Annotated in this window: 28 protein-coding genes; all 28 read right to left on the reverse strand. The window is 40.4% G+C overall.

Annotated features, from left to right (window positions below):
* Window positions 1-107: 107 nt before the first annotated feature.
* A complete protein-coding gene (locus HCJ66_RS00890; RefSeq protein WP_187131447.1) occupies window positions 108-425 on the reverse strand; it encodes a hypothetical protein in 318 nt (105 codons plus the stop codon).
* Window positions 426-436: 11 nt separating this feature from the next.
* Window positions 437-1831 (reverse strand): hypothetical protein, encoded by a 1395-nt coding sequence (locus HCJ66_RS00895; RefSeq protein ID WP_187131448.1) that lies wholly within the window; start codon window positions 1829-1831, stop codon window positions 437-439.
* On the reverse strand, window positions 1831-2121 hold the full coding sequence (locus tag HCJ66_RS00900) for a hypothetical protein (RefSeq protein WP_187131449.1): 291 nt from the start codon (window positions 2119-2121) through the stop codon (window positions 1831-1833). The genes HCJ66_RS00895 and HCJ66_RS00900 overlap by 1 nt, the downstream gene beginning before the upstream one ends.
* Before the next feature lie 2 nt (window positions 2122-2123).
* Window positions 2124-2342 carry a hypothetical protein gene (locus HCJ66_RS00905; protein ID WP_187131450.1) on the reverse strand — a complete coding sequence of 73 codons (219 nt, stop codon included), beginning with the start codon at window positions 2340-2342 and terminating at the stop codon, window positions 2124-2126.
* Between the two features lie 185 nt (window positions 2343-2527).
* A complete protein-coding gene (locus HCJ66_RS00910) occupies window positions 2528-3478 on the reverse strand; it encodes a peptidoglycan recognition protein family protein (protein ID WP_187131451.1) in 951 nt (316 codons plus the stop codon).
* Window positions 3475-3750, reverse strand: a complete 276-nt coding sequence (locus HCJ66_RS00915; RefSeq protein WP_187131452.1) for a phage holin — start codon at window positions 3748-3750, stop codon at window positions 3475-3477. Before HCJ66_RS00915 ends, HCJ66_RS00910 begins: the two co-directional genes overlap by 4 nt.
* Before the next feature lie 18 nt (window positions 3751-3768).
* On the reverse strand, window positions 3769-4161 hold the full coding sequence (locus HCJ66_RS00920) for a hypothetical protein (protein ID WP_187131453.1): 393 nt from the start codon (window positions 4159-4161) through the stop codon (window positions 3769-3771).
* Window positions 4134-4583, reverse strand: coding sequence for a hypothetical protein (locus HCJ66_RS00925; RefSeq protein ID WP_187131454.1), 450 nt, complete (start codon window positions 4581-4583; stop codon window positions 4134-4136). Before HCJ66_RS00925 ends, HCJ66_RS00920 begins: the two co-directional genes overlap by 28 nt.
* 45 nt (window positions 4584-4628) lie before the next feature.
* A complete protein-coding gene (locus HCJ66_RS00930; protein ID WP_187131455.1) occupies window positions 4629-4859 on the reverse strand; it encodes a hypothetical protein in 231 nt (76 codons plus the stop codon).
* Between the two features lie 5 nt (window positions 4860-4864).
* Window positions 4865-7135 carry a hypothetical protein gene (locus tag HCJ66_RS00935; protein ID WP_187131456.1) on the reverse strand — a complete coding sequence of 757 codons (2271 nt, stop codon included), beginning with the start codon at window positions 7133-7135 and terminating at the stop codon, window positions 4865-4867.
* Between the two features lies 1 nt (window position 7136).
* Complete coding sequence (locus HCJ66_RS00940) at window positions 7137-7409, reverse strand: hypothetical protein (RefSeq protein ID WP_187131457.1); 273 nt, start codon at window positions 7407-7409, stop codon at window positions 7137-7139.
* Window positions 7406-7999 carry a putative phage tail protein gene (locus tag HCJ66_RS00945; RefSeq protein ID WP_187131458.1) on the reverse strand — a complete coding sequence of 198 codons (594 nt, stop codon included), beginning with the start codon at window positions 7997-7999 and terminating at the stop codon, window positions 7406-7408. The genes HCJ66_RS00940 and HCJ66_RS00945 overlap by 4 nt, the downstream gene beginning before the upstream one ends.
* Window positions 8000-8013: 14 nt before the next feature.
* Window positions 8014-9099: a baseplate J/gp47 family protein gene (locus HCJ66_RS00950; protein WP_187131459.1), complete on the reverse strand. Its 1086-nt coding sequence runs from the start codon at window positions 9097-9099 to the stop codon at window positions 8014-8016.
* A complete protein-coding gene (locus HCJ66_RS00955; RefSeq protein ID WP_187131460.1) occupies window positions 9099-9512 on the reverse strand; it encodes a DUF2634 domain-containing protein in 414 nt (137 codons plus the stop codon). Before HCJ66_RS00955 ends, HCJ66_RS00950 begins: the two co-directional genes overlap by 1 nt.
* Before the next feature lie 5 nt (window positions 9513-9517).
* Window positions 9518-9775, reverse strand: coding sequence for a DUF2577 family protein (locus tag HCJ66_RS00960; RefSeq protein WP_187131461.1), 258 nt, complete (start codon window positions 9773-9775; stop codon window positions 9518-9520).
* Entirely contained in the window at window positions 9772-10749 is a 978-nt protein-coding gene (locus HCJ66_RS00965) for an XkdQ/YqbQ family protein (RefSeq protein ID WP_246438486.1), read from the reverse strand. The genes HCJ66_RS00960 and HCJ66_RS00965 overlap by 4 nt, the downstream gene beginning before the upstream one ends.
* A gap of 16 nt (window positions 10750-10765) precedes the next feature.
* Window positions 10766-11443, reverse strand: a complete 678-nt coding sequence (locus HCJ66_RS16290) for a LysM peptidoglycan-binding domain-containing protein (RefSeq protein ID WP_281384379.1) — start codon at window positions 11441-11443, stop codon at window positions 10766-10768.
* Window positions 11427-16625 (reverse strand): transglycosylase SLT domain-containing protein, encoded by a 5199-nt coding sequence (locus HCJ66_RS00975; protein WP_187131463.1) that lies wholly within the window; start codon window positions 16623-16625, stop codon window positions 11427-11429. Before HCJ66_RS00975 ends, HCJ66_RS16290 begins: the two co-directional genes overlap by 17 nt.
* Window positions 16626-16815: 190 nt before the next feature.
* Window positions 16816-17298 carry a phage tail assembly chaperone gene (locus HCJ66_RS00980; protein WP_187131464.1) on the reverse strand — a complete coding sequence of 161 codons (483 nt, stop codon included), beginning with the start codon at window positions 17296-17298 and terminating at the stop codon, window positions 16816-16818.
* 61 nt (window positions 17299-17359) lie between these two features.
* Window positions 17360-17803, reverse strand: coding sequence for a phage tail tube protein (locus tag HCJ66_RS00985; RefSeq protein WP_187131465.1), 444 nt, complete (start codon window positions 17801-17803; stop codon window positions 17360-17362).
* Window position 17804: 1 nt separating this feature from the next.
* Complete coding sequence (locus HCJ66_RS00990) at window positions 17805-19163, reverse strand: phage tail sheath family protein (RefSeq protein ID WP_187131466.1); 1359 nt, start codon at window positions 19161-19163, stop codon at window positions 17805-17807.
* Window positions 19156-19413, reverse strand: a complete 258-nt coding sequence (locus HCJ66_RS00995) for a YqzN/YkzM domain-containing protein (RefSeq protein WP_246438489.1) — start codon at window positions 19411-19413, stop codon at window positions 19156-19158. The genes HCJ66_RS00990 and HCJ66_RS00995 overlap by 8 nt, the downstream gene beginning before the upstream one ends.
* Window positions 19406-19879, reverse strand: coding sequence for a hypothetical protein (locus HCJ66_RS01000; protein ID WP_187131467.1), 474 nt, complete (start codon window positions 19877-19879; stop codon window positions 19406-19408). Before HCJ66_RS01000 ends, HCJ66_RS00995 begins: the two co-directional genes overlap by 8 nt.
* Window positions 19880-19888: 9 nt before the next feature.
* Window positions 19889-20395 carry an HK97 gp10 family phage protein gene (locus HCJ66_RS01005; RefSeq protein ID WP_187131468.1) on the reverse strand — a complete coding sequence of 169 codons (507 nt, stop codon included), beginning with the start codon at window positions 20393-20395 and terminating at the stop codon, window positions 19889-19891.
* Window positions 20395-20754, reverse strand: coding sequence for a DUF3599 family protein (locus HCJ66_RS01010; RefSeq protein WP_187131469.1), 360 nt, complete (start codon window positions 20752-20754; stop codon window positions 20395-20397). Before HCJ66_RS01010 ends, HCJ66_RS01005 begins: the two co-directional genes overlap by 1 nt.
* Before the next feature lies 1 nt (window position 20755).
* Complete coding sequence (yqbG, locus tag HCJ66_RS01015; protein WP_187131470.1) at window positions 20756-21151, reverse strand: protein YqbG; 396 nt, start codon at window positions 21149-21151, stop codon at window positions 20756-20758.
* 5 nt (window positions 21152-21156) lie between these two features.
* Window positions 21157-21516, reverse strand: a complete 360-nt coding sequence (locus HCJ66_RS01020) for a hypothetical protein (RefSeq protein WP_187131471.1) — start codon at window positions 21514-21516, stop codon at window positions 21157-21159.
* A gap of 5 nt (window positions 21517-21521) precedes the next feature.
* Window positions 21522-22451, reverse strand: a complete 930-nt coding sequence (locus HCJ66_RS01025) for a phage major capsid family protein (RefSeq protein ID WP_187131472.1) — start codon at window positions 22449-22451, stop codon at window positions 21522-21524.
* Between the last annotated feature and the right edge of the window lie 8 nt (window positions 22452-22459).

Raw genomic sequence — 22459 nt, forward strand, 5'->3', positions numbered from 1 at the left:
TGTATTTTATTTTTCTGACAACAAACTGTGATGTGTGGGAGTGCCTAAGTCAATTTTAAATAAGAAAAAGACTGTAAGGAATGACCTACAGCCTCAGAAGTAACAAACTACCTTCTATATTTCTGTAAAATTGCCCAGATATCATCTCGTACTTTATCCAAAGGCTCGTTAAGCTGTTTTCTTGTTTGAAAATCATTATCCCAAATGAAGAATTCAGATAGCCCACCTCTTGGTGAATACAATTGTTTATGCTTGGATGCAACATACTCCATCTTAGAACTAGGTGTTTCTTCACTATCATTTAAACAATTTAAAATAGCTTCTATTATCCTTATTTGCGGAATAAATCTTTCATAACCGTATTTTTTTACGATTTTTAAAAGCTCAGAAAACAATTTTTCCAATTGTTCTAGCTCTTGATCCATTTTCATACCTCCTATTTTAGAGTATTTTCACTAATAACTACTACATTTTCAAGCTCCCAAGGTCTTTGTATATATACCTGGAAATTATCCATGCCGCCCAGATAATGACCTCCTTGATAGCCAACAGGCCCCTCATAAATAGTAGTTCCCTTAGGGATTTTAACTGTATACACAGCACTAACTTTAGAGGTTCCAGTCAAATTGCCTTCTACAGGATCAATCCAGTGATATTTAACGGCACTGTCTATCCTCACTTTTGCAATAGAAGCAGGCGGAGCTGTTGTATACCACTCTCCAAGACTATTAAACTCTTTTCCTGGTGTAGTTAGCCCTCCTTTTTCTCCACCACGATATAGAATAGTATCTTCTTCAAGTACTTTTATATTATATCTGCCACCATAAAAATTAGCATTAGGCGGATCGTCAAATTTTGATAACGGCCCCGGATTCATACTATTAAACTCATAACTAGCAATATCATCATACTTAGATATGATCCGAGGAGTTCCAGATACATCTTTTACTCGACCAAACTCAATCAAGCCTTTTGTTATGCCGAACGTGCTGGCAAATAAAATCGTACTACTTGCTAAGCCGTAAGCATCACCTTTTTTATAAGGTTCTAAATAACTGGCTACAACGCCGTTCCACAAGATGCCTAGAGTTCCCGATGGATCACTTCGCAAGTTTTTCATCAACATAGCGATGCTCTCTAAATGCTTTTCGGGATGTTTCAGACTATCAATGGCACCTAGTCCGAAGCCAATGACAGTGTCTCGGGTGGACGCGGCAACTTCTCGTACTTTATTCCGATCATATTGGCGATAATCTTTCTCAATTTGTGACGCATGTACTTGATCCATTTCCATCAGTCGTCGCATATCTTGACTAATCCGACGCATAGATTCCCCTTCGTTTTGCTGTAATTGGTTGAGTTTCCGGCGTATATAATCATCCATGTCCTCTAACAGCTCTTGATTGTGACGCATCACCCACAACTCGTCTGGGTCATCGGGAATCTGCTCAATCGTTGGCAGTGGCACTCGAAATATCTCATTTTTAGCATTCTCTAGTTGCTCGGCTTCCTGCTCGGCCAGTTTTTGAAGGCCTCGCGCATCGATGAGCATGTCTTGCTTGCGATAAACCGGACTATCAATCGATTTGAAATCCGCCACATAGTTTTCCAAATACTTAAAAAGCCGTGTCACTGTCCCTTGTTGGCGAGAAACGTCGTCTCGATGCGCACCAAATTCCATTGTCAACGCTTCGGCTAATTTCCCTTGTTGTTGAGCGATGGCATTTTGTACGTTGACTAACACACGGTCTAACGTTTCTAAGCTGGCTTTCATTTTATGGAGCGATGTCAATACATCTTCCAATTCCTCTATATTAATTTTAAAATCCATTAGCCCTCACCTCCTAGCTTTGCATCCGTTTCGATAAATGCATGTACCGCCAGTTGGCTATCAACAAAAGCTTGTTTTAATTTCGTAAACTGGTCCGCTTTTATTTCTGTCACTAGTCCCTCTTTTACCTCCATATAACGTGTCATAAAATCCGGAGAAACTTGCTTATTTAATTTATCCATGGTGTGTTGAATCTTTGTTGCCTCGGCTTTAAAATCTGTTACAGCATGCTCCCCCATTTTTAATTGTTTCAAAACCCACGCCGTGTCTATATCTATTTGTGTTGGCATGTTTATATCTCCTCCCGTAACGCTTGTTCTGCCTGCTCGCAGTAGGAGATCATACTTTTAACTTCTGCTTCGATGTGGTTCCAATTATGTAACGCCTTCTCCTCTGCCTCGTGGTTTTCATCTTGGTATTTCTGCCTTCTCCTTCGAACACCTTCCAGCATACTGTCTAAGCTATGTTTCCTCACAGATACGGCATGCCTAGCTTGTGAATAATGTGGCATAGAGCACATCCTCTCATGTTAGTATCTTCCACCGCTCATTATAACAAATAAAGGCAAAATAAAAAAGCCCTCGAAATTAATCGAAGGCTTTGGCTGTTCAAAAAAATTAAAGGTTTTTCATCTGCTTAAGATTACAGCCACCAGCATCGCGGCTATCCGCCATTTTGCACCTTCCGTTCTAATTTTTATTTTTTCTTTAGATATGTTGCGCTATCTGGTAAATAGCCATATTGCATGCCAAGCGTGCATTTTAGCCAGCCGTTTGACAGCTTCTCTACTGCGTTAATCGTTTCGCCTTTCTTGCGACGAAAGGACGGTGCTCCTCCCCATTTGGGATCAGCACGGAACAATAAATCAGACTGACATACATAGGGCACATTAGGATTTTTTTCATCAAAATATGTGGCGACACTCGCTGAAAAGTACCCTTTCTTGCCCTGATAATTAATTTCAAACCAGTCATTTTTCAAGTTATCGTAATCTACCTGAATAGCCGCATGTTGAGGTAAAACAAAAGCAACCCCCGAATCCCACTTACCCGCTTCTTTCCGGATGCCTAGATTTTGCTTCGCGTATAGCCATTGCTTTCCTTTTTTCGTTTTCACACTTAATTTTGCAGCTACCGCATTTTTAAAACGTGTAAATTCAGACGGAGACTTCACCCAAGGCGCTGGACAATTTTTGCTTGTCACATCGTAGTGACGCACAATATCCGTCGCTTTTAGGTGATGCGCTTTACACAATTCTGCAACAACATCAACCGCTCTGTTAAATGTAGCCATTGTGATATTTCCTTTTTTATCAATACACATTTCCACGCCAATTGCCTTGAAATTCGCGTTATTTAGTAAGGCTGGAACCCCACGATATGGTTTGCCACCTACCCTTTTTTGCACGTCATTCGCTTGATAGGCAACCTCGTTGGTTGGCACAATACAAATCGCCTCTTTGTCATCCACAAAGATATGCGCGGATGCATAACGGTCTCGTAAATTATTGAAGTAATTATGATGATTCTCTGCCGTGGCGCCTGGATTGGCCGTGTAGTGCATAATAATTTTGTTCGTATTGGTCAACCGAATACCCGGTCTAGAATACGGATTTACTCGAATATACTCCGTCTTAATTACGCTCATTTGTAGTCACCTTGCTTTCCTTTTGTTTTTACCATTTTCATTTGTACATCAGAAGCTTGCGCCGCTTTTGTGAAGCTTTGATTTTTCCAAAAGGCGATAATCGCCGTTACAGCTGTAAAAGTAAATGTGACAAACTGCTCTACCATATCGTCATCAAAAGGCAACGGGCTAATACCTAACATCGCTAGCAATTGATTAATCAATGCCACGGCTAATAGCGCCGTTCTCACCCACGTCGATACGTTCACATTTTTAAAATTAAATTTTTTCATTTGAATCACTCCTTATTTTTAATTCCAAAATAACGGTGCTAGCTTGACGATTGCTGTAATCAAACCGCCTGTTACAGTTATTAAGGCTATTATTATTGCTGAATTACTTTTCTTTTTCTCGGTTCCTTCCTCTGCACTTCCCTGTATCTTACTTATATCTAAATCGTGCTTATGCAAATGATCTGTCGTATTGTTTGCGAAACGCTCCAGCGTCTCTGACATTTTTTCTGTATTTTTTGCCGTTTGCTCTGCTGAAAACGCAAGTGGTATAACGATTTCTTTTAAATCCGATACATCTTCACGCACCTCCTTAATATCAGATGTCAACTCTTTTTTTATTTTGTCACCGTGTTTGAGCAATTCCAATTGCGTAACGTAATTTGTCACCCCTTCTTTTGTTTCTGTTTCCATACCTCTAAACCTCCCAGCAACGCTATAAATAAATTAAAACATCCCGATATGGCATATCTCGCAGGCAACATCATGGAATGAGAAACCTCAAAGCTTGCCGAAGCGTATAAAAATAGAATCGCTGCACCGACAGTTCCTCCTACAATAAAATTGATAAATTTCGTCCCGGTCTCTTGGATGTTCGCAATAAAAAGCAACACGCCGCTTACGATGAACAGTAGCCCCCAAGCGTTAATACCCATTATTTCCTCCATTAATTGATACGTTCGACTTTTTTCTGTTATCGCATCCCCTGAAATTATTAAGAAAAAGCCAGTTATTATGTTGAAAAGCGATGTATATAGAAGAAATAAAATAGCAAGTATCTCTTTATAATGTAGTTCTCGTAGTTGCTTTGATAGCTTGCCTAACAACAGTTTCATAAAGCATCCCTCCTTATCTCATAAAAAATACGCCCAGTAGGCGCTTTATCCATATATTTCTTTTTTAAGCTGTTCAAGCAGATCTTTGTTGGCCTCTTGCAATTCTTCCTGCTTCGTTTTATCAAGAACCGCAACACCATTAATAATGTTCACACAGTCTATATTAGTGACTAGCGACTCGTCCGATTCAATGAGTACATAGCCATCTTCCGCCTTAGGTGCTACCCATTCATTTACATAACCATCCGCACCAATTTTTACAAACGCTTTAACCATTTTTATCACTCCATTCTTATATTTGAAATCGCCCAGCTAGAATCAGGGGATGCCGCATTACTTGCATAACCCGTTATAGTTCCAGTACTCCCGCTTACTGTGAATTTAACAGCTTTCTTTTCGCCGTTGACACTTTGCGGCATTGGTAACCAACACGCTTTTCCTAAATTGCGATCGATGAAGTCTTTCGCGAGAAAAATTTCAAATTTACCGTAATCGAGCGACCCTGTCCCAACTTGATACCGCACTACTTCGATATACAGCCCTTTTTTCATATTGACGTGATTCCAGGTATAACTCTGCGTATCGCTTAAATAAACAGCGACATTCGATACTATCGTTTTACTGGTAAAGTAAGAATCAGTGTAAGATTTCGCGTTGTTTTCTGCCGTGTTCGCTTTTCCTTGTGCCCCAGTAGGTGTTTCTTTAGCATTCCAGTCAGTCCGCTCGCTCGCCGTAAGATGCTTTACTACATCGTTCGCATGATTAGCCATTGAGGTATCTGTGTATGATTTACTAGTATCGATTGCAGCATTTGCTTTTTCTTGCGCCCCTGAGACAGTTTCCTTCGCATTCCAGTTTGTTCTTTCTGCTGACGTTACATGCTTAATTGTATCGCCAGTATGCGTTGTTAAAGAAGATTGTATAGCTGATACATCGTCTACTATCGCGACTTCTTTTCCATTTTTCAATAGCGATGTGGTTTTGAATTCCACTTTTTCGAGCTGAGAATTTCCGTAGCCAGAAAAAATAAGATTTTTGTAGGCTTGAACACATGTATCATAGTAGTTTCTAAGAATCCGAATCCACCACACAACAGTAAATGCTGACCCTGCAAGTGTCACTCCTCCAGTTTCAATAATAGTTGCTCTTGATTTTTGAGAAGTAATAGGGCCAAATCCGACAATATAGGATGATGTTGATGTTAAAGGCATGATAAAAAAGTCACCATCACCAACGATATTTCCTTCACCCACAACGATATCTAAGCCACGTGACCAAACACCTCCTTCAAAAATATCAAATCTAATCTTTGTTCCATCTGGTTGTGGTGCTATATAGTGCTTAATCTCGCCAACCTTGCCAGCCAAAGCAATGACAGCCTCACTATTTATAGCGCCTTTCATTGTTCCGCCAGTATTAGCTAGACTATAATTTTTAGCGTTTGTTTCCGCTTGATTAGCCTTCACTTGTGCTGTAGCTGGAGTCTCTTTTCCATTCCAATCTAAACGTTCAGCAGCCGTTATATGTCGAATAGTGTCATCTGTGTGTGCTTTTAAATCTTCATTTAATGCAACATCTTTTCCGTTTAAACGTAGGTAACTCTGCAAAAAGTTAACGCCTGGTCCCGAAATACCACCAATGCCGGAAACATCTAACGGTGCCGAGAATTGAAGATAGTTTTTGGTATTATCAGCATTTCGGGTTACCCGATGCCACCATAGCAATTGCATATAGCCTAGTGTCATAACCTGATCGTTGATATAATAACGAACATTATCAGCTACCATTGGTGCTGTTCCAGTTAGCGTTGTTTCATTGGGACTCCAAGCATTGATTGTGAAGTCACCACTTTCCGAGCTTGCTCCCAAACCTGACCCAACTATTATTTCTAAATAACGGGTATACACATTATTTTCTCTTAATTCTACTTTCACTTTTGTACCGGCCACTTGTTTACCACGTGCCCAACTGAAACCTCCGCTAGCCATTCTAGCTTGAATTGGGGTCTGAGCAGTCGAAGCAATTTGCCCGCTCATCTCACCTCCAGCAAGAGGCAGAGCATAGTTTTTAGCATTTGTTTCCGCCTGATTAGCAATTGTTTGCGCGAATTTTTCGATGGCAGCCTTGGTTGTCAAGGGTGTCATATATAATGTTGCCAGCGATCCGTCTAATGCCTGTGCATTTGTGGCCGTATCGTAATCCTTCACATTACCAAGTCCCACGTCCGTTTTACTCAGTTGAATGATACCAGTACGGCCATTCACTGATTTAATCGATTGTAAGGCTGTAATCGCGAGACTAACTAAATAAGGACTCATATACTTAACCTTACTCGTCCCAGCACTTGCCTCTGCATCTGTTGCTAAACCATAGTTGAATACACTTCCAAGCCCAAGGTCATTTTTTGTTAGTTTGTGATCATTGGGAACACTCATATGCCGATTTAATTCCTCGGTGAGTGCTTTAAGCGTTTGTTCCCATTTGTTAAAATCCTCTGGGAGTACGGGCTTTTCATCATCCCAAGTAGCTGGATTATAGTTATCAATTACCATTTTAAATCACCTCAAATGTAAATCTAAAGTCAAGCGTGATGCTATCTCTAACATCTACTTGCGAGCTTCGTTCTGTAATTAATGCATTGTTTTCATCAAATATTTTAACGGATTTTATTTGTGTGATTGTAGGACTGCGATCTGTTATTACCGTGACGGCATTTGAACTCCGAGTTATTGACTTAATCGGAACATTGATATCATTTACAGTAACTTTCTTGATTCGGCCCTCTAAATCCAGTGCAGCTCGTTCACGATATACATTACTTATCATAGTTCCACCTCGTTATTTGACATCAATAATGGCATTCCAAAGACAATTTCACGAACTTTTCGATACCTTCTATTGTTTACAAACACCTTATCTTTAATGTTTATCGTGTCGGCGGTACTGGTCCTCATCGTGTATCCTAAATGAGCAGGCTTAGTCTTTTCAATCATGGCGGTAATTTCAGCGAAGTACTGAATATCCGCTAGATCATAATCCACGATGAAGTGATATAAGTGATGTAAAACCGTAACCTGCGCCGAAGGGTTCTTTAAGTATTGATTTACTAATGATTCGATGGTGAATCTGTTAGCTACAACCGTAGTTCCTAGCTTATCCATGATTCTTTTTCGACGTACTTCTATGGAATCATCAACGGATCCGACAACACCATAAATATTTTCTAATCTGGCTATGGACCATGTTGTTGTTTCAGGAAAAGTTTGCTCAATGACATCAAATACTTGATTTTCATGGAGCTGAATTTCATTTGCCTCTGCCCTTAGTATTTCATCGATTTCTTGAATATCCGTTATAAACGCTGGCAGACGGTTCTTTAATGCCTCATACATTTCTTCATACATTTCTTCATTCATTTCGTTCACCTCGATTAAAGTAGAGTGAAATCAATCTGACCGATTCGCGGTATTTCATTCTCATTAGGTGTTACATTTCCTAGGTTTCCATTCAGCATAATATTGAAATTATCCAAGACTGACGGCGCTGAAAAGATGACATTAGCAATGACCGCCAGCTTAATAGTCGAAGAATCGCCATCGGCAAATGTCGCTTCTTTAAATAGTCGCTGTAATGTTGGAGTGATTTCAAAAATAACATCATTAATATTTTTACCTTCTTTCAACACCAGTTCACCGGTTATATCGATATCGATCCACGTTGCACTTTCAACAAACACTTTGGAGCCAATAGGTGCGGCACCTTCACCTTGTCGCTCATCAGGATCTATATATTTTTTAACTTCGGCTACCAATTCAGCAGTTGCCGGCTCTAAATTGGAATTGGCGATTACAATTTTCACTGTGCCGTCCCCATACGCTAGCGGGTAAATCTTTGCTTTCCCAACTCCTTTTACTTCCTCTGCCCAAGCTTTATAGTGTTCTCGATTACCAGAAAACGCTTCTTTTTGAAGTTTTACGAAAAATCGTTTCCTGAATGCTTCCAGCTCTTCCTCATCCTGAGCTGGTATTAGTACATCAACGATTTCAGCTGTTGCTAGCCCATAAATATTATCGAGAGCCAGCAGTTTTTCACCTTTGAAATCCGTATTACCAGCAAGCCCAGGGGACTCGCATTCTACTTTTTGATACTCGGTCTCATTACTAGAATCGGTCACTCTAAAATAAAGGTTCGCAGATTCAACAAAAAAACGAGACCCTATCGGGACCTCGATTCTTGTTTGTTTTTCATCTAAGCATTTCAAACTACGAATAGCCGTTGTAGCGCCTTTTCTTAAAATCCCGTAGGGCTTAGCGGCACGTTCTAAATACTCGTCGGGAGCCGTATCAAAAAATACGAGTTCAATTACGTTCTCAAGCCAAACATAGTGAAGTGCTAATTGTGAAGCAGCTGGGGCCAAACTATTCCATATCATGCTGCCTTCACGTTTATCAAGATCATCAGAAACATCATCTAACATTTGTTCCAAGATATTTTCGAATGTCATGTTTTCAAACATTAATTAATCACCTCCTGGATATTTAACACACCTTCTGAACTATTCACTGTAAAGGACACAGTATAACTATCGTCGTTTTTTTCAATTACAAAGTCCAAAACACTCTCAACTCGCTCATCATAAATCAGCGCTTCTTCAATTAATCGCGGTATTTCCATTTCGATTAGTGCATCTGTCGCCTCTTTATCAGCAATTAAATCTGCTAATTCTGATCCAAAATCAGCAGAATAGGACTCATATGAAAAGCGCGATGTCCGTAGTGCTAAAATAACAAATTGCCGTAATGCCTCCAACCCATCAATCATACGACCAGTCAATTTATTGTTTTCAAAGTCAATTTCGTAGGTTTGAGATGGGAAGATAATATCCGTATCTAATGCCTCAATACCAACTTCCGGCGTAGCATCTGCCATTTTTATCACCTCGCTATTTTATCGATTACAAAAAATTGTTGTCCCCCTTGTAGCTGCCCTATCATGACGGAATCACCGGAAACTAACGCTTTTTCAGCCACAGTATCACTCAAAATAAGTTGCTCATCCTCTAAAATCAGCTTCTCATTATCTTTAATTTTGATGCGAAGTGGTGCATCTGAAACAACCAATGCTGGTATGAAATCAGCGGCCCCGCTTGTTTGCATAATTCCCATAACAATTTGCTGAATTTGTCTCTTCATAATCCCACCTCTGGAATTTTATTTTCTTTGATTAAAGTAACATTTGTCGTATGATTTGTACCTTTAAACGTATGTGTATCACTATCGACATAATACTTCTGCTTTATAGCGTAACGGGGTATATTAGCTTGTACCGGCACTCCTGATACGATGTCAGGAACACCCACAAATGTTGCAGACAGATCGATATTTAATCCTTTTTTAGCATTTAATAGTTGTTTGGCCCGTTCATTTAACTGGGCTTGATTAAGATTATCTGATACGGATTCTGTATATTGGATGTTGCCATATTTTTCGTTAGTGTAATCATCTTTAGCATGGCCATAATAAGTTTTTTTACCTTTTGTTAGAATAACTTTCACTTTTGTAATAGCCTCTTCAATCGATGTAGTAAGGTTCACATCAATGATATTTTTGTACTCTTCCAGCAAGTAAATGTCGTCTGGATCGCTCCAAGTCGCCAATTCGATTTTGCCAGCTCTAGAAAAAACACGATACATATTCCCTGATTGTTTGTAAGTCTCACTTATTGCTTTTAAAATGATGTCATATCCTGAGGTGACAGAGGCAAATACCAAGGATTTTATTGTAAATCCCGTGTAGGAAATGTTGCCCCTAGCGATATCAAAATCATTCAAAACACGTGTTGCAATCTGATCTAAGCGCTGATTATTAAACACATAAACATCCTTATTTGTGAGTAAATATTGCATTTTATCGTAACAAGTAATTGATACAACTGATTTTAATGTCAAATCACGCTTCCAAACGGTTCCTCGAAAAAGCTCCTTTCCCTTCCACTTGAACAAAATCGTATCACCTTCATACACTCCAGTGATTTCATGGCCATTTTTTGAAGTATAGAACAGATTAAATTTTAAAATTCGGGGCGCTTGATATCGTTTACCAGACCATGTAGCCTCTTCAATGGCTAGTTGTAACCACTCTGTTTCCGTTATCTTGTAAATTTCCATCAAATGAATCGCCCCTTTACGGAATTATTAACGTTTGTCCTGGATAAATCCAATGACCTGGTTGTTTCACGTTCTTTTTGTCACGTTTAATCATCATGGTTTTGTTTTTATTCCATATCTTGCGCCAATCGTTGTGGTTACCGTAGTATTTTTTAGAAATGGCCCATAGTGTGTCACCACTTTTTACTTTGTGAGTGCGGGCTTTTGCTAGCGTATTTGGCCGCGTTGTCTTTTTGACAGGTTGCTTTTTCTTTATTTTTATTTTGTTCACTACGGTGAATTTGAATGATTTTAGTGTTATATCAAAGTATAAATCGCCTATTTCTCCAGCTTTTTCATACACCTTGAAGGACTCAATCGAAACCATCGTGTTAATTCCTGCTCCAGTTACGATAAAATGAACGGCATACATTTGATTCATCCAAGCCTCAATCTGACTTCTAAGCTGTGAAGGTGTTTTAGTCATTTTAAACTCGCAATATGGACCTTGATGTTTTGGGAAAAACGCCGAGAATGAAAATGTTTTCGCCCCCGGCTTTTGAATAACGGTGATTTCACCATAAGCAGTGATATCAAATGATTCATTCTTCCCTTGCGTCTCCATATCTAATTTTTCAGGAAGGACAGGGAATCGAACACTTGTGACACCGCTGCGCATCCAAAATTCGTATACACTCTTAGCCAATTGGTCCATCCCCTGTCGTATTATTTTCTTCATCCAATGCCTTTTCAACAGCTTGAACCACTTTATTCTGGAAGTTTTCTTCATCAGAATCGTTATAGAAGTGATTATCGCCATTGAAATTGACGTACACCACTTTGCTATTAGATCCTGATGATGATTTAGCGGTTCCGTTTGTCGCTGCCTCAACTGTGTCTGGAGCTAAGGTTGTACTGCCACCAACTGATTCGTTTTGATCAACAAGTTTCATCCCAAAGTGATTAGCAGCTTGATTTAGCAACATACCACTTCGAGCTGACATGCCGGGTTCAGTCGGAATAATGAACTCTTTCCAGCCTTTTTCAGCAAGTGTCGCGACTTGAGGACCTTCTGCAATACCGCCTGTACGATAGCCTCTGTATGCACCACCATTGGCCATCGACTTGATACCTGGCACATTATAAACACTGCCATATCGTGATTTTATATAGTTAATCGCGGCAGCCGCATTGTCAACAGGATTTAGAATATTATTCATTCCAGCTGCTTTATGCGCTTGGAATGTCGGCATAATGGTTTGCATAAGTCCCATCGATGGTGTTCCCTTAGCTGCGTTAGAATCCCAGTTGTTTACGGCACCTGGATTACCGCCAGATTCATGCTGTGCAATAACGCCTAAAGGTCCCATCCAACTGAGTGGGGTTCCAGTTGCCATCATAGCAGCCATCAACCATTGTTGAATATTTCCGCCAATTGCTCCCATGCTACTGAACGCACCACCAATGGCACCGGCTTGATTCTCAGCATATTTTTTAACATCCACATCTGTAAGCCCTTTGACAACACCAATCGATGCAAATTTTCCTAGTCTACGCATGACACGAGATGGAGAATGGATATCTAGTTCTGCTCTGAATGCATCTTCTACACGTTTTGCAAGTGCCTTAGCAGCTTCTTCTACATTAGCACCCTCGCCAGTCATACCAGATGAGAAGTTCCCAACGAGAACTTGTCCCCAACCAGCTGCCTTACCTTGAGCAGCAACAAAAGGCTGTTGCACTCTTGAATTGACAAAAGCATCGGTTCCAGTTGCCGTCATGTTCTGGCCAACAGCAAATTGATTAACCATTCCAGAACCGTAGTTCACTGAATTCGTAACCATCATTGCCATTGGGGTATTGATATTACGGTTTTTCCATGCTTCCATGGAAATGACTGTCGAGCTAATGCCACTTCCAAGAGCCCTTGCAAAATCTGTTCCGAATGTTGCGCCTTGTGCTTCTAATTCTGGATTGGCAATTGCCTCAGCTGTCACAGATGTTGTCATTGCCGCCGCAGATGGTTGTTGAACATTCGTCACAGCTGGAGGCATTTGCATGACATTATTGACAGTTGTCTGCTGTCCGCCCATATCAACACCTAATGCATTCGCCGCGGCACCAAGTAGCATCTTACCTCGACCAACGTTTTGATCAACTGGAATAATAAACTCTTTCTTGCCGCCTTCACCAACCCATGATAGTTGCTCTTTCGTAATCATCCCACCAGTTGCATTTTTGCCAACATCCTTTTTGTGAATACCGGTTGTATCTTCCCCTTTTTGAGTTACAAAATCGGTGAAGCTATTGTACTTTTCTGTGACCCAATTTTTAGTAGCATTTCCTTTATCACCAATCCACTCGGCTGCTTCTTTCCCTTTGCCGATAACATCTTCTATCCAGCCCAACGCTTTTTCAAAAGCGCCTGATATAGCTTCGGCTACTCCAACAATAGGATCTTTTACATTGCTATTAAACCAGCCTACTGCACCGCTCCAAACACCCTTTATGACCTCCCAGGCCGTTGAAAAGAAGCCTGATATTGCAGTTCCTAAAATACTAAAAGCAAAATTTATTGGTTGAACAATCGTGGTGCTAAACCATTCCGAAGCAACTGCCCAAGCACCTTGAATTGTCGCCCATGCTACTAAGAAGAAGCCGGCAATAGCCTGTCCTACCATTTGAACTGCCAAAGTAAGTGGTTGCCAAATAGTCATATTAAACCATTCGGTCACCGTTAACCATGTCGCCTGTATGGTCGCCCATGCTACATTAAAGAAATTAGAAATAGATTGGCCAACTGTTTGTACAGCTAAAGTGATTGGTTGCCAAATATACATATTGAACCATTCTGTAACCATTATCCAAGTTGCTTGTATTACGGCCCAGGCAACTGCAAAAAAGTTAGCGATACTCTGGCCAACTAGTTGCACCTTTAACACTATTGGTTGCCATACATTAGTATCAAACCATGTTGTGGCAAGTGACCACATGCCCTGAATAGTTGCCCACGCTACACCAAAAATATTTGCAAACCATTGAATTACTGGACTGAAAATAGCTTTTATACCATCCCATAAAAGAACAAAAGCACCAACAACAAAGTTTATTTTGTCTACAGCGCTGTTGTACATCGGGATCCAAACATTTTGATTTAACCATTCGACAATATTCCCAAACACATTTGCTATATTTTCTCCTAAGCGTGAGAAAAAGTCGCTTATTGGCGCTAGCTTTTCACCAATCCAGCTACCTATATTGACAAAGAAGTTGGATATTTTCGACCATAAATCACTGAAAAAGGCACCTACTGGCGCCATCTTATCACCGATATTTGAAGTTAAGTCGCTCCATCCAGATTTAACACTTGCCCATGCTTTTTGAGCACCCTCGCTGGTCTCATTCCATTTATCAGACCACCAAGCCCCATTAAATATAGTCTTAGAGGCGCCATCTTTTACTTTTGAAAAGCCTTTGCCAATAGGCCCATCTTGTACCCATTGTCCGACTTTTTCGCCCAGGCCAGAGCCGGCAATACCACCAATTACTGAACCAACAACGCCACCAATAGCTGTGCCGATACCAGGAACAACTGATCCAATAGCCGCCCCCGCTGCGCCACCTGACGCCATGCCAGCAACTCCACCAGCAAAGTCACCAATTTTACCACCAGCATTTTTTTTATTCATGCCAATGAGGGAAGTGGCCGCAAGTGCAGTACCCACAATAGGTACCCTTTTAGCGACCTTGCCTACCATTCCTATTCCTTTACCAACCGCGCCAGTTTTATTTAATAAACCGCCCAGCTTTGATACTTTACCTGCACCAGGCAACGCTTCTTGTGTGTATCGCCCTGAACGAGTTGCTTTAGCAGGATCAACTTTCATGGGTGTAGGTAACACTTTGCCGATGGTTGCTTTGCCAAGCCCTTTCATGCCTTTTCCAGCAAGCTTTCCAAGCGGTTTTAGCCCTGCTGCCATTATCATTCGGATACCTTTAAAGCGAAGTGCAAAGCCTAATAGTAAACCGTCTGCGAGTAGAGTGCCCCAGATGTTGCCCTGGCTTTCTAACTCTTCATTTCCAATTGCTTTTCCGAAAATGGATTTTAAACCATTCCAATTGATTTTAAGAAATTTGACGAATAGTTGTTTCATAATTGAAGCAGGATCAAGTTTTTCTAAGAACGCGCCACCAAAGGATTTTGCGGCGGCTCCACCAACGCTAGCCATAACCTCTACTAATCCCATGCTTTTAGCGTATTCGTCGCCAACTTTTTCACTACTGAAAAGAACACCAGTAATAAAAGCATTGATGGACTCACCTAATGCACTACCAGCCTTGCTAAAGAACTCTTTTATCTTGTCAATTCCACCGTTTTCATGAAGCCACTTATTGAGGTCTTGCCCCATTTGGTAAGTCACTTGTTTGAAAATATGATTGATAGAAAGTCCGTAGCTTTGCCATTTCTTAATGGAATCTAACATTTTCCCTAGATAAGAGAAGAAACCATCAAATTTTTCTCCTAGCCACGCTGCGGCTTCTGTCCCTGCTTGCTTTGCGGCATCCTTCCATTTTTGCCATGTGTCTTGATTCGCATTCAACCAGTCAATAATCTTTGTTAGACGCGGTTTAATAGCGGTTTGGAAACCATCACCAATGCTTCTAAAGAATGATCCCGTATAGCCTTTTAAAGTAGAAATCATACCCGTGTAGGCTTGAGAAAATCCTTTCGCACCACCGGAAAATTTCTTTTCGGCGCTTGAAATCAGCCCATCAAAGCCACCGCCAGCCTTCATTTCTTCTTTAGAGTATTTCATGTTGAATTCTTTTAAGCGCTCAAATTCTCCCATCTGGCCATCCGCAATAGCCTCCATAGCATCACTAACTGTTTTACCAGGAGTAAGAGCGGCCATATCAACGGATAGTTTCATCAAACGCTGAAACTCTTGCTTTGTTTGCGTTAATCCTGTTGCACGTGCAGCCGCTGGCATCAAGTCAGCGGAAGCAAACGGAGTTGAGTCAGAATACTGCCCAATCCATTTCATATAGTCCTTTGCTTTATCTGCCGATTTAAGCCAGTGTGTCATTGACACTGTATACTCCTCAAATGTTGCAGACGATTTAACTGTTGCATCCAAAAAGCTTTTTCCTAAAACAGCACCGATTGTAACTGTAAATAAAGTCGGTAGAGAAAACAAAGCTCTTTTTGCCGCTCCAATAGCGCTAGCCGTATAGTTTAGCGCTTTGACAGGAATATTTACAATACTAGGAAGCGAACTCTTAATTCTTGAGCCGATACGGGCAGCAGTACTAGTTAATTTGTCAATCGCATTTAACGTGATTGAGTAGCCTTTAGATGCTAATTTCTTAGTGAAGGAAACCGCCTTTTTTACTGTCTCGGTTGCTGTGTCTTTAGCGCTTACAACCATTTCATATTTTTTGAAATGATTACGGCGAAGGTAATTCATTAATCGGCCAACCGTTACTTCGAAAGGCTTTCCGTTCGCATCAATAGTTGTATAATAGGCCTTCGGGAGCTTCTTATCCATGTAACGGCTGATACCATTAAGTTTTCTGGACGCATTATCAATCAAATTTACACTTAATCCATAACTTCTAGGCATATTTTTCTCCATGAAATTAGCGATTTTTTGGGCGCCTCTGGATACTTTATCGTTGATACCCACCGAAATTGCGTACGATTTAGCGAAATCTTTAGCCAGAAACCGTTTGAGTTTTGTTGCATTTCGTGTAACGTCGTCCTTAAAACGCATTTCAAAGCTCATATCTTTCATGCCTTTTGCCTGCTCATCCATTTTTTTTAGTTTGCTGGTCAATTTATCAATCTTCGCTTGCATCCTGTCTTGCATTTCGAACATCGCTGTCATCTTTGCCATCATAATCCTCCTCTCTATCGGGTTCTATCCATTTCTTTTTTATTCAGCTCCAGTTTATGCTCAATGAACGCGTAAAAAAGAGCCCTTTGTCGTTTAGGTAGTAGAATCATTTCATGAATCGAGGCAGGAGACTGGTGCAACTCAATGAACGCGTAAAATGCATAAGTTGCATCACGGTCACCAGCCTTGATTAGTTTTTTGCTTCTTCAATCATACTTTCCTCTTCATCCATTTCGTCGTCAAATCCATTGACTTCACTTGCCGCTGCAATCCATGCCATATAATCCCCTGGTATTGATAAGATTGCTTTAGCAACCTCAATAGCGCTAGGTGTTTTATATGCTTCCAGTAACTTCGGATCATTGAATTTTGGAAAAACAGTCGACTCTAAAGCCAATGTTGCTTGAAATTTATCAGAATCGAATGTTTCAACTGGTTGTCGATTGCGGCCAACCGGTTTCCGTTTTGTACATTCTTTTCGTAATTCATCAATACGTTCAGTAGCTACGTTTTCAAAGATAAACGGAATCGGATTTCCATTTATATCTTTAAAGCGCTTTGAAATAACACGTTCTAAACCCGCTTTTTCCTCATATTTACCTGGTAAGAACGCTGTGATATCTAAAACTTGTCCTTCTGCTGCCGCGAATTCACTTACTTTTTCTTTTGTCATTATAATTCTCCATTCTATTGGTTATTATCAAAAAGAGGACGAGAGCATAAGCCCTCATCCATTAATCAAATGTAGATTTTAGTGATTCTGGAACATCAAAATCTTCGAAGGTGAACGGAATTTCTTCTTCAAGCGCTTCTGAATCGACATCTAGCCCCACGATTTTCACACTATCGATATTCACATCTTTGAGCGTTATCCGTTCTGCACCACGCCCTGATGCCTTGTCATCTATATATGTCTGAATAGAAAAATACGGGTCTGTACCTGTCTTCACGTAGTCCTGAATCATTTTGACAAAGCGCGATGTAACTTTGTAAAGAGTCAATGTTCCTGTCCCTTTCGCGCCAGTTGTCTTACTACCTGTCATACGGCGCCCCATAACGTTTACCTCAGATTTATTTTTCTCAACGGTAGCCTCACAAGTTTTAACCTCTGCAATCTCAATACCGTCAACAAAAAGCCCGCCTTCTTTACCAGAAATGGTATTCTGTGCCTTAAACATATTATCTCACCTCCGTGGAAATATAATATTTTTCTCCTGCATCAACAGGCTTGATACGTTGATTGACTATGAATCCATCTTCTGTCGCGTTGAGCGTTACCTCAACATCAGCTGTGGAATCAAAGTCAGCGATTGCGCCATTTTGCTGTAATTCATCTAAATATGTCGTTTGCATACCTAAAAGCAGCTGAATTCCATTGTCATTTGCAGGAATATCCGAATTGGCATCCTTACGATCTTTGATTGCTTGCATGATATTCCGCCGGCTATCATTATTGACACCGTCCAGAATACGCATAATTTTATTTTTGCGGTATCGCGAACTCTTGTCCTTATCAAATGTAACTAAGCTATTAATGTCCTGTTCTACATAGACGGCTTTATCACGAGCATCAAAGGTAAACACAAATTCACCATTTAATAGCGCATCCTCCGTCTCATCGTTGGCTAAACGAGGCCGAGCATCAATTGCCCCCTCATACTTAACAAACGTATTAGACTTAAGCATAGAAGCAGAGGCATCAGCACCAGCAACCCAAGCAACGGATTGATGGGGGCTTAACTGCGTGCCATCTTCAAGAACGACGCCATTTTTAACATTGATGATTCCTTCATAATCAGCTGGCATATTCGCAACAACGCCTTTAATTTTAATGCCTTGCTCCTCTCTCATTCGCTTGATAAAGCTAACGAATGCTGTTTTGAGCGCAGTCCCAGTATCATCAACAGGCAGAGCGATTGTATCGAAGAATTCGCCTTCTGCATCAAGTAAAAATTGCGTGTAATCCAGATTTAGAGGCACTTGATCATTACCACCAACTAATGATGTGCCAGATGTATTCTCCAGAACACTACCTGCCACTGTTTTATAGACAACATACTGATTATCAACTAACTCAGAAGCACTGCTGACTGTTTGACGGACAACAGAATCCTCATTTAGAAACACAACAACATCTTTTTTAGTCGAATCGACAACATTATCAGAAACTTTGATTGTCAGACCATTACCCACGGCACCACCAAAAACAGCAGTTACTTGGATGTCTTTCGATAGCGTCGCTTTAGCCTTCTCGCCGTCGTTCAAGCGATATAGTAAAACCGTTTTAGCCATCTTCATTGTTTCTCGAAGTAATAAAAAACTAGGGTCTGAGATAGGTAATCCTAATTTCTTTTCAACATCCTCTGGGGTGTTGATTACAATAAACTGCTTTGTGGGTCCCCAACTTGCTGCTAAGGGAAGCGCGACTGTTCCACGTTCGCCAGATTTCACTCGCTCAGTTGCCGCGGCTTTAAATTTCGTATAAATACCAGGACGAATTTTTTCAATGCCGTCTTTAAACGTTCCACCACTAACCATTGTCCTTCACCTCTTCCTCTTCTTTTTCCGCTTTCTCACGCAAAAACTTCGTAATTAAAGATTTTGCCTCGGTTTTAGTAATTGCATTACCAACATAACCGAAAAGCGCGCCATCCATGATTTCGGCTCTTACACCAAAAACTTTACGACTTTGCGCCCTTAATTCGTCAATCAAAAAAGCAGTTTCCTCTGCAACAACTGGGGCAGATTCTACCGCTTCTCTTACGCTTTTTGCTTTTTTATCAGCCATTTTTCAGACCTCCATTTATTTGTAAAGGATTTTCTTCACTTAACAGTGGCTTGTCAGGTTGTTCGTACCGATCATAGGAGTCCCAAGCAAAAACAATCACTTTGGAGTATTCATCCCCGTCTCGAATGTCCACCTTTGACAACCGCATGTAAAAACCTGACTCCTCACCATTTTCACCTAGCACCGGGATTATAAGTCGTTTCTTATCAAAGTATCTTTTGATGTGCTCCGCAAGATTAAACGCATCCAGTTTATCGAAATGAAAGATTTTAACATTCCATGTGTATGTGTTTACAAACGAAGTAAGCGAAGCACCACGCCCAGATACACTTGCTTGTGGAAAATAGATACTAGGTGTAGCAAATTTAGCGGGAACACTTGCCGTGTATACCTTAAGATTAGGTGCTATCTCTTTTCCAACCTTCACACTCAAAGCCATCACAGAACCTAATTCGACGTTATCCATTCTCTCACCTCATTTAAAACATTCATCCATGAATTGTTGTAGTTTTCTTTCCATACCTTGCTCAAATAGTTTTTCAAATATGGCAATGGCCGTATCCCAGTAGTTTGTGCCATCAATCCATTTGAACGTGAGTAACATACCAGTTTGGGAACCAGGATCATAAACGAAACTATCGCCTTTCCAATGACCCGGAACCCACCGCCGATCTTTACCCGAATTTGGATCAATCGTGAAATGGCCGTCATTAACATACCAGGCATATTCAACATTCGTGCCGACTTCTAGCGTCATTCCGCCGTCAGCGATGATAAAAACATTGTTCCATGCGCTTTTTGTAAACGAATTGAGTAAGCGCCGTGTATCAACTGTCTCAGTTCGGATAATTTCATCCTGAACAATATCAAGGAAAGCCATACCAGAGGCATCCAGCCATTTTTTAAATTCATTTGGTAGTTCTTTCTTAAATTTGCCCAATTGATTCACGAATTCCTCTAAACCGTCAATATTTAATCCCATTACAGAACAACCTTTCTAAACGCTTCTACTTCGATATGATGATTCTTAATTGTTTTAGGCTCTTGAAGGATTAGAACGATATCACCTGAAATAAGTTTATCTTGATTGCGAACATCGGTATTTTTTCTAAAGTGGACAAGGTATGACTGAATCATGACATTTTGGGGCTCACCTTGCGAGACAGACTCAGAACGCTTAGTAATATAGCATTTTACATCTTTAATGTCAGCTTCCTCGTCATATTCAACGACGTCTGGAAGGTTTTCAATGCTGATACCAAAGCTTTTCTTATCATCATTCGCTTTTAGTGATAAATGAAAAATCTCACATCGATCAGTCAATAGCTTCTCATAGCTCATACTAAATACCTCGCATTCGAAATAATCCTTTTTTCAGCTTTTGTACATCCTCATTGATAAAACCATTGATTAATCCTGAAATATCAGGCTTTTTCAACGAATCTCCAGAACCGATTGTATAGGAGTAATCACTCATTTTCTCCGATGTATAACCCTTTTGAATAGAATCATCACTGTTAATCAAGGCAAAGAATTGAGCCAACTTCAACAATGCAATCCGAAGTTTTTCAGGTAATTTCTCATCTACGTCTAAAACTTCGCTAATTGGCTGCCTTAAAGTGCTTTCTAATTCTGATTCTGCCTCAATGATATCCAATAATAGGCTACCATCACTTCGATCTTGAACTGCTTCAAATTCACTGTAGGATTTCAGCTCTTGAGGGGTTATATAGCTCATTGGAATCAGTCCTTATTAGCTGGTTTTGCTGGAGGCTTAGTAGCAATTAGCTCATCTAGCTTATGTTGCAAAGCAGCCTTAGCTTCTTCATCTTTAACAGCATCAATCGATTTTTGACAGTCATCTAATTGCGCCTGCTCTGATTCAACTGTCAACTCTGAAAGTGCTTTTTCAGCTGCATCAACGCGTTTTTGTTCCGCTTTATTCAGGGATGCATCGACTTTCACTTCAAATAGAGAATTTTCCTGTAAATAATTATAAGCATCTTCGCTGATTTCAACGACTTGCTCTTTTTTGAATGACAAACCAAATGGGACAAGAGCGAAATTTTCTCCCTCTTTCAATTCAGCAGTATATTTCGGCATTTAGATCACTCCTTCACCTTAATGATTTTAGAAACAGCGTCCTCTTCTTCAAATACTGTATCTAGTTTTGCGGTCAAGACAATGATAATTTCACGTTTCCGGATATCTTTATCAACTTCAATCCGAATATTACGAGAAAAGCCTAAAATAATGTTTTTCGGATGCGTCAAAATGATATCTGAAACATCTGTTCCGCTGCCATTGTCATAAGGTTGCAGGTTGGCAACAGCTTGAATCGGTGTTCCAAAAGGTCTTGCAATCTTCCCTTCAACAGCGCTATCCCCCATTGATGTCTGGCGATCACCTAGCTTATCAATCCATTCTGTTTCAATACTTGGTGAAGTATAGTAACGGAAATCTTGAGGTGTTCGCATATATTTAGCTGGAATTAATTTTTTAGCTGCTTTGAATACAGCACGGTCAATGTCAGCTGATGCATTGTCACCAACATGAGAGGTTGCTAGTTTTCTAAGGCCGTCAAGCTGGGCCAAGTAAGCATCAGTAGTGTTGGCTACATCACCATTTACCATCAATTCCTCGATATCGATAGCTGCGCGTTCTGATAGCATTTGCATAATCGTGGCTTGTAATCCACCTTTTTCAATATTGTTTTCAAGGGTGTCGTACGTTAGGTTAATCTCCGCGATTACTTCCTTAGCATTGAGTGTCACCTTACTAGTCTTTGGAACGGCACGGTCAGAATCGGCTACCGGAACTCCCTCAGATGCAGCACGCATAATTCTTTGACCAAAGCCAATTTTTTCGATTTTTTGCGAATCAGATTCCATTTGAACAACACGAGCATCTTTTAAAATGGTTGGTGTGTTCTGAACCATCCGAATGAATTCTTGAGATTGCGCGGGATTCATCAAACCGCCAGTCGATAGGCTGTTAAGAGTCATTGCTGCTTTTTCAATAATTTGATCATTTTTCATCGGTTATC

The organism is Paenilisteria portnoyi (genome assembly GCF_014322795.1).
Taxonomy (GTDB): Bacteria; Bacillota; Bacilli; order Lactobacillales; family Listeriaceae; genus Listeria_A; species Listeria_A portnoyi.

Bases quoted from the DNA above. Each gene is read 5' to 3' on its own strand.
- HCJ66_RS00890 (WP_187131447.1), bottom strand. From the start codon at position 425: ATGGATCAAGAGCTAGAACAATTGGAAAAATTGTTTTCTGAGCTTTTA.
- HCJ66_RS00895 (WP_187131448.1), bottom strand. From the start codon at position 1,831: ATGGATTTTAAAATTAATATAGAGGAATTGGAAGATGTATTGACATCG.
- HCJ66_RS00900 (WP_187131449.1), bottom strand. From the start codon at position 2,121: ATGCCAACACAAATAGATATAGACACGGCGTGGGTTTTGAAACAATTA.
- HCJ66_RS00905 (WP_187131450.1), bottom strand. From the start codon at position 2,342: ATGCCACATTATTCACAAGCTAGGCATGCCGTATCTGTGAGGAAACAT.
- HCJ66_RS00910 (WP_187131451.1), bottom strand. From the start codon at position 3,478: ATGAGCGTAATTAAGACGGAGTATATTCGAGTAAATCCGTATTCTAGA.
- HCJ66_RS00915 (WP_187131452.1), bottom strand. From the start codon at position 3,750: ATGAAAAAATTTAATTTTAAAAATGTGAACGTATCGACGTGGGTGAGA.
- HCJ66_RS00920 (WP_187131453.1), bottom strand. From the start codon at position 4,161: ATGGAAACAGAAACAAAAGAAGGGGTGACAAATTACGTTACGCAATTG.
- HCJ66_RS00925 (WP_187131454.1), bottom strand. From the start codon at position 4,583: ATGAAACTGTTGTTAGGCAAGCTATCAAAGCAACTACGAGAACTACAT.
- HCJ66_RS00930 (WP_187131455.1), bottom strand. From the start codon at position 4,859: ATGGTTAAAGCGTTTGTAAAAATTGGTGCGGATGGTTATGTAAATGAA.
- HCJ66_RS00935 (WP_187131456.1), bottom strand. From the start codon at position 7,135: ATGGTAATTGATAACTATAATCCAGCTACTTGGGATGATGAAAAGCCC.
- HCJ66_RS00940 (WP_187131457.1), bottom strand. From the start codon at position 7,409: ATGATAAGTAATGTATATCGTGAACGAGCTGCACTGGATTTAGAGGGC.
- HCJ66_RS00945 (WP_187131458.1), bottom strand. From the start codon at position 7,999: ATGAATGAAGAAATGTATGAAGAAATGTATGAGGCATTAAAGAACCGT.
- HCJ66_RS00950 (WP_187131459.1), bottom strand. From the start codon at position 9,099: ATGTTTGAAAACATGACATTCGAAAATATCTTGGAACAAATGTTAGAT.
- HCJ66_RS00955 (WP_187131460.1), bottom strand. From the start codon at position 9,512: ATGGCAGATGCTACGCCGGAAGTTGGTATTGAGGCATTAGATACGGAT.
- HCJ66_RS00960 (WP_187131461.1), bottom strand. From the start codon at position 9,775: ATGAAGAGACAAATTCAGCAAATTGTTATGGGAATTATGCAAACAAGC.
- HCJ66_RS00965 (WP_246438486.1), bottom strand. From the start codon at position 10,749: ATGGAAATTTACAAGATAACGGAAACAGAGTGGTTACAACTAGCCATT.
- HCJ66_RS16290 (WP_281384379.1), bottom strand. From the start codon at position 11,443: ATGGACCAATTGGCTAAGAGTGTATACGAATTTTGGATGCGCAGCGGT.
- HCJ66_RS00975 (WP_187131463.1), bottom strand. From the start codon at position 16,625: ATGGCAAAGATGACAGCGATGTTCGAAATGCAAGACAGGATGCAAGCG.
- HCJ66_RS00980 (WP_187131464.1), bottom strand. From the start codon at position 17,298: ATGACAAAAGAAAAAGTAAGTGAATTCGCGGCAGCAGAAGGACAAGTT.
- HCJ66_RS00985 (WP_187131465.1), bottom strand. From the start codon at position 17,803: ATGTTTAAGGCACAGAATACCATTTCTGGTAAAGAAGGCGGGCTTTTT.
- HCJ66_RS00990 (WP_187131466.1), bottom strand. From the start codon at position 19,163: ATGGTTAGTGGTGGAACGTTTAAAGACGGCATTGAAAAAATTCGTCCT.
- HCJ66_RS00995 (WP_246438489.1), bottom strand. From the start codon at position 19,413: ATGGCTGATAAAAAAGCAAAAAGCGTAAGAGAAGCGGTAGAATCTGCC.
- HCJ66_RS01000 (WP_187131467.1), bottom strand. From the start codon at position 19,879: ATGGATAACGTCGAATTAGGTTCTGTGATGGCTTTGAGTGTGAAGGTT.
- HCJ66_RS01005 (WP_187131468.1), bottom strand. From the start codon at position 20,395: ATGGGATTAAATATTGACGGTTTAGAGGAATTCGTGAATCAATTGGGC.
- HCJ66_RS01010 (WP_187131469.1), bottom strand. From the start codon at position 20,754: ATGAGCTATGAGAAGCTATTGACTGATCGATGTGAGATTTTTCATTTA.
- yqbG (WP_187131470.1), bottom strand. From the start codon at position 21,151: ATGAGCTATATAACCCCTCAAGAGCTGAAATCCTACAGTGAATTTGAA.
- HCJ66_RS01020 (WP_187131471.1), bottom strand. From the start codon at position 21,516: ATGCCGAAATATACTGCTGAATTGAAAGAGGGAGAAAATTTCGCTCTT.
- HCJ66_RS01025 (WP_187131472.1), bottom strand. From the start codon at position 22,451: ATGAAAAATGATCAAATTATTGAAAAAGCAGCAATGACTCTTAACAGC.